This is a genomic window from Vibrio sp. B181a, from assembly GCF_030248375.1.
GTDB classification, from domain to species: Bacteria; Pseudomonadota; Gammaproteobacteria; order Enterobacterales; family Vibrionaceae; genus Vibrio; species Vibrio campbellii.
This window is the reverse complement of sequence record NZ_JAHGAD010000088.1, coordinates 1-4,936: the sequence shown is the minus strand read 5'-3', so window position 1 is coordinate 4,936 and position 4,936 is coordinate 1. Positions and strand designations below refer to the sequence as shown.

Below are 4,936 nucleotides of genomic sequence, written 5' to 3'. Positions count from 1 at the left end.
ACGCTCAATTTTATCGTTTTTTTTTGCGTTTTGCTTAAATTGACCAATGATTAATAAGAGCTTAGTGGTACTAACTTACTCACTATTAACACTATTTAGTCGTAGAGAGCAGAAGTAAAAAGGTCAGTCCGATGACGTCGCCTGATGAGGCTCAAAAGCTCGTTTATATTGAAGATGTTCGTTGCGATGTTTAACGGGGTTGAGAACTATTGGCTTTCGGTACGAGAACGTATTCACGTTCGTTTACAGGAGCAATGTGGGCTTGAAGCCCTCGTAGTCAAAAAGTGCAGAGCGCACTCGAACCTCGGCAAGTTGTCGTATCGAGTGCAAGATGGCTGTCTTCTTGCGCATTCGTATACTCAAGAAGGGCCTAGGTTCAAAAGAGCCGAAATATCAAAGAGGGAGAAGTAAGGGAACGCACAGGGACGTGATTTTTCTTGCTTTTTTGAAATGAAAGGGTGGGGTACGGGAAGTGCCGCAACACCGATAGTACAAACCTATATAACTTTTGGGGACACAACAATTATGTCGATATCTTCCTTGGTGCGCCCAACTCTGTTGAGTGTGGCTTGTGGTGGCGTGGTTTTTTCTGCGGTTGCAGCGCAGCCATATGTGCATGGAACTTACGGTTTTGGGGAGGAGAGCACTTCGCAGTGGGGAGGGGGTGTTGGGGTTAACTTTGACGACTCTCCTTGGGGAGTGGAGTTGAATGGTCATTTAACGAGTGCGGCTGACATTGACCAATATTCCGTAGAGCAGTCTTGGGTTGCGCTCTCAGCGACGTACCGTGTGCCTCACTTTTTGCTCGATAAAATGACATTAAAAGGTGGGGTGGGGGTCGCTTCTGTTTATCAGACCGTTAAAGAAGCTAACTATCGCAACAATGACTTTGTTTGGGATGTCACCCCAAATGTTGAACTGAGTTACCAAGTGAATCGTTACTGGGACGTATTTGGTGGATATCGTTTTTTTGTAGGCGATTCGTTTGACTCGTTTTCACCGAACGCTTGGGTGCTTGGAGCACGCTTGCACTGGTCTCGTCCGGCACCAGCAGTCACCTTGTTGAATGATGAGGATGTCACACCTGCGTTGGCCGACTTGAGGGCCGACACGTTTGCGCAATCGGCGCAGTTAGAGCAGGCACTAGATGGGTACGGATTAAGTCAAGATGCTAGCCAGTTTGTGATTCAAAGTGACGTGGCATCAGAGGTTGATTGGCAGAGTTTGACACTGATGTTGGATGAAGGTGACACGACGTATGAAGTACCACTGAGTGCGCAGGTGGGCCGCTTAGAGGCGAGGCTGCCAAAAGGTGAGCATACGTTGCGCTTTACTTTGGTTGGGACGAGCCGTAAAACGGGCGAACGTCATCAGGTGGAAGGTACGCATTCGGTCGTGCTTTATCACAGTCAGGGACTAAACTTCTTGCTGTCAATAAAGCCCCACTTATTAGGAGAGGCGTTGCATGTCCAAGCGTTTTAATGTTTTTGGCGTGGTGTTGGCGCTGTTGTTGGGTGGGCCGATAGCGGCTCATGGTAAAGAGACGGATTGGTCGGTATTGTCAGCTTGGTGTCCTGAGTCGGTAATGGATTGCCAGCTTTTACCTATGCATGATGAGGTGTTGGTGGCATCGTTAGTGGATGCGGATTATCGGGCTTTGGCGCCGGCGTCGCAAGAGGGGGCGTTGTCATTTACAGCGTTACTGTCGGTTTACCAGTCTTTGGTGGAAGGAAAAACGGTGCCCGATTTGCCGCGTTATATCCAATTGCTTGATGCTGATATGGCGCAAAGAACGCAACTTTATCGCTACGCACTGGGGGAAGGAGCGCTAAGTGCAGAGCCAACGCGTGCCGAATTGCGTCACTATTATAAAGAGTTGAAATACCTCAAGTCGTTGCAGGCGATAAATCAAAAGCAAATACGCATGACAGAGGATTTCCCCGCGAAAGATGTCAGTGAGCTCAAAGTGCAAATGCAATTGCAGGCGGAGCGTTTAGATGAGGCGGTGATGGCCATTGCTTCGCAACTTAAAAAAGACGTAAACGCAGAAGAGCAAATCCTTCGTTACTTTATTTACAAAAGAGAACAAGCCCGTGAATAAAACCGTATTATCCTCGATGGTGTTAGGGGGATTACTCAGTTATGGCGCCCAAGGTTCGCCGTTACTCTATACCGATTACCTTACGGCGTTAGAAGCGCCCGTCTCTGACGCTCTTCAACAGTACGCTCTTGATGGGGCGGACACAGAGCGCGTGATGAACATTTTATTAAAGCAGAGTGAGCGAGTGACGCCGGAAACAAGCGATGTGTTTCTTGATAACGTGAACTTTTTGCTCTCCCAAGCGAGTTACTCTTCTTATCAGCCAACCTTGCGCCAACTGAACATTCAAACGTTATTACTTAATGGGGAGGCAGCGAAGGGCGTTGCGGAAATTGCGGCGCTTCCACCTCAGGAGCAGGAAGCCTATCGTTTGCTGTGGGTGGTGGGGTTAATGCAGCTCAATCAAACCTCGCAAGCGATAACGACATTTAATCAGATGCCCCCAGAGGCTTATCAGGAAAATCCGACATCGGCATTGAACGTTGCCCAAGATATGGTGGTTAACTATGGCGTTTCTAGCCAGGCGTTGCATCTTCCGGGGGATGGGGATGAAGCGTTGGCGCAGCAGCTGGCGGACTTTTATGAGCGCAATGGCCTGTATGCAAAATCGCTTTCTGAGCAAACTCGTCGATTGTCTATGTTGTCAACATTGCCAGAGCAGCAGGCCTATCGTCGGAGTCTAGTGGGGTTCGCGAGAGAGCATGACTTGGTAAAAGATGAGCGAGCGTTGATGGAGGCATACCTAAAGGTGGCGGTCACAGAGCCTGGTCGTGTGATTGCTGATGAAGGGGCGGTGAATGAGTACAGCCACTTGTTGGTGCATTACTACTTTGATACCCGTAATCACAGTGAGCGGTCACAGTGGTCTGATGGGTTGTTGGAGGCGCAGCGCCGCTTTGGTAAAGCCAACCCTAAAACGCAGCAAGCATACTTAGAAAATCGCCTTTACCGATACGACGAAGGGCGTCCAACGTTTTTCTATTCGGACGTGGTGTCATTGGCGACATTAACCCAGCAGCGTTCGGCTATCACTTCTGTTTTTACCCCCTCCTTACCTAACGCGACGCAGCAGAAATTGCTGGCGGGGTATTTTTCTATTCCAGCCGAGCCGGATGAAACCTCATTCGCTTTGGCGGGCGATTATGCAGCATTGGTTGAGGAGTGCGACACTACGCTGCCGATGACCGTTCGGGCTTTAAAAGGACATCAACTTACTCAGGATAAACAATACGCTCAGGCGCAGAAGTGTTTCTCCTCTGTCGTGTGGGCGCAAACCGAGTTGCCTGAGCGCATGATTTCGCCACTGCAACAAGAGCAGCGTCAGGTTGAGTATGTGACGATGAGAGAGAAAGGAGACGAGGCCGCCATGGTGGCGATAGCGGAGAGCGGCAGTGCGGACATGCGTCTTGATACGGCCATGTTTGCGGTTAATGCCCAGCCGATGTCTTCTGCACGACTGAGTTACCTTGCCGGTCTGGAGGCCTCCTTGGCTCTAACGCCAGAGCAGCAAGGCGTGGTCGATGCGCAAATTGATGAACGCTTACGTCAATCTGGCCAGATGGCATTGCTGGTCCCCCGCTTAAAACAAACGCCGGAGCGTCATGCTTTGGAGTTGGCATACTGGTCCATCTCTCAAGATGAGACAGAAGCGGCGGTGGATTACCTCCTAATGCGCTTGGCGCAGCCAACCCCGCTGACACAGGCGGATGACATTCGTGTTGTGCGCTATTTAGATAGTGTGTACCCCTCGTTATCTCAAGAGGTGCAGCAACAAGTTCGTCAAGTATCGAATGAAGGGGTTCAGACAATGGTGCAGTTGCGAACTGACGAGGCGACGTTAGACCGTGCTTTTGATGTGGAAGCCTCAGATACGATGGTTGCGGTTCAACAAGCCTTGGCAACGTACAATCAGTTAAAGGCGAAGTTGTCGAGTGCGCCGGTTGCAAATGCCAGTGCGCAGTTGTGGCTCCTAGGGCAACTCGAAGGGCGGTTTGGTCAGTTCTTAACCCTTCAAGCGGCGCAAGCGCCGGATGCCTTGAAGCCAGTCCTGCGTGAACAAGCGTCGCAGCGAGAGGCGCAAGCTCAGCGTTATGTGCGTCAGGTGGTGGCCCAGAAAGTGGAGGGCGTGATGGACGTACGAGTGCTTGATGCCGTGTTATTGATGGGGGAGTGGTGATGAAATTTTGGCAAATTGGTCTGTTATCTCTGGGCTTGGTTGGGTGCGCTCAAACGCCAGAAAATCCAGCACCGCCTCCCGCTCAATCAGCTGTCGTAACCGCGTGCGCTGAAACGTTGACGCAAAAAGATGAGCGTCAGGCGCCTTATGCTTATCAGCAGGCTTTTCTGGCGTGTCAGACGCCTATTCGTGATGAGGCATTGGTTCGTCGGTACGTGGATTCGTTGATATTAACTGGGCAGTACCAAGGCATCAAAAGCGGGGCTGCCTTTCCTGAAAACGTGGCGCCCGAACTGGTAGAGCAATGGCGCCGTTGGGCCAAGGAGAACTTATGATGCGCGTTTTTTTATTGAGCAGTGTGTTGCTGATGGGAGCGGCCAGTGTGTGGGCAGAAGATGTCGCGACGCCTTCTGAAAATAGCGGGATCACCTTCATCGATGCTCAGACGATGGGAGAGGCATTTCGCCCCTATCTTCTGCCGTTACCTGACATGGAAAAAGAAAACCAAGCGGACGCGGCCTTATTAGAATTTATCAACCAGAAAGTAAAGTGGGAAAAAGATGACTGATACTATCATGACATTTTTTAAAAACGGGGGCGTATTCATGTTCCCTATCGCGGCTATCGGCCTAATTGCATTGGCTATTGTCATTGAGCGA

Annotated in this window: 5 protein-coding genes; all 5 read left to right on the top strand. The window is 50.5% G+C overall.

Annotated elements, in window-relative coordinates; translation table 11 throughout:
* Positions 1–525 precede the first annotated feature (525 nt).
* Genes KIO97_RS24415 through KIO97_RS24395 form a run of 5 tightly spaced genes read left to right on the top strand, consistent with a single transcriptional unit; the run spans position 526 to position 4,845 of the window.
* A complete protein-coding gene (locus KIO97_RS24415) occupies positions 526–1,482 on the top strand; it encodes an outer membrane beta-barrel protein (RefSeq protein WP_105069255.1) in 957 nt (318 codons plus the stop codon).
* Entirely contained in the window at positions 1,466–2,101 is a 636-nt protein-coding gene (locus KIO97_RS24410) for a hypothetical protein (protein ID WP_285384204.1), read from the top strand. The genes KIO97_RS24415 and KIO97_RS24410 overlap by 17 nt, the downstream gene beginning before the upstream one ends.
* Positions 2,094–4,277: a hypothetical protein gene (locus KIO97_RS24405; protein WP_285384203.1), complete on the top strand. Its 2,184-nt coding sequence runs from the start codon at positions 2,094–2,096 to the stop codon at positions 4,275–4,277. Before KIO97_RS24410 ends, KIO97_RS24405 begins: the two co-directional genes overlap by 8 nt.
* The gene (locus tag KIO97_RS24400; protein ID WP_285384202.1) at positions 4,277–4,612 is read left to right on the top strand and encodes a hypothetical protein; all 336 of its coding nucleotides are present in this window, start codon (positions 4,277–4,279) and stop codon (positions 4,610–4,612) included. The genes KIO97_RS24405 and KIO97_RS24400 overlap by 1 nt, the downstream gene beginning before the upstream one ends.
* The gene (locus KIO97_RS24395) at positions 4,609–4,845 is read left to right on the top strand and encodes a hypothetical protein (protein ID WP_285384201.1); all 237 of its coding nucleotides are present in this window, start codon (positions 4,609–4,611) and stop codon (positions 4,843–4,845) included. The genes KIO97_RS24400 and KIO97_RS24395 overlap by 4 nt, the downstream gene beginning before the upstream one ends.
* The last annotated feature ends 91 nt before the right edge of the window (positions 4,846–4,936 follow it).

What these genes read in the sequence shown, in the direction of transcription:
- KIO97_RS24410 (WP_285384204.1), top strand. Translation starts at nt 1,466, where the DNA reads ATGTCCAAGCGTTTTAATGTTTTTGGCGTGGTGTTGGCGCTGTTGTTG.
- KIO97_RS24415 (WP_105069255.1), top strand. Translation starts at nt 526, where the DNA reads ATGTCGATATCTTCCTTGGTGCGCCCAACTCTGTTGAGTGTGGCTTGT.
- KIO97_RS24400 (WP_285384202.1), top strand. Translation starts at nt 4,277, where the DNA reads ATGAAATTTTGGCAAATTGGTCTGTTATCTCTGGGCTTGGTTGGGTGC.
- KIO97_RS24395 (WP_285384201.1), top strand. Translation starts at nt 4,609, where the DNA reads ATGATGCGCGTTTTTTTATTGAGCAGTGTGTTGCTGATGGGAGCGGCC.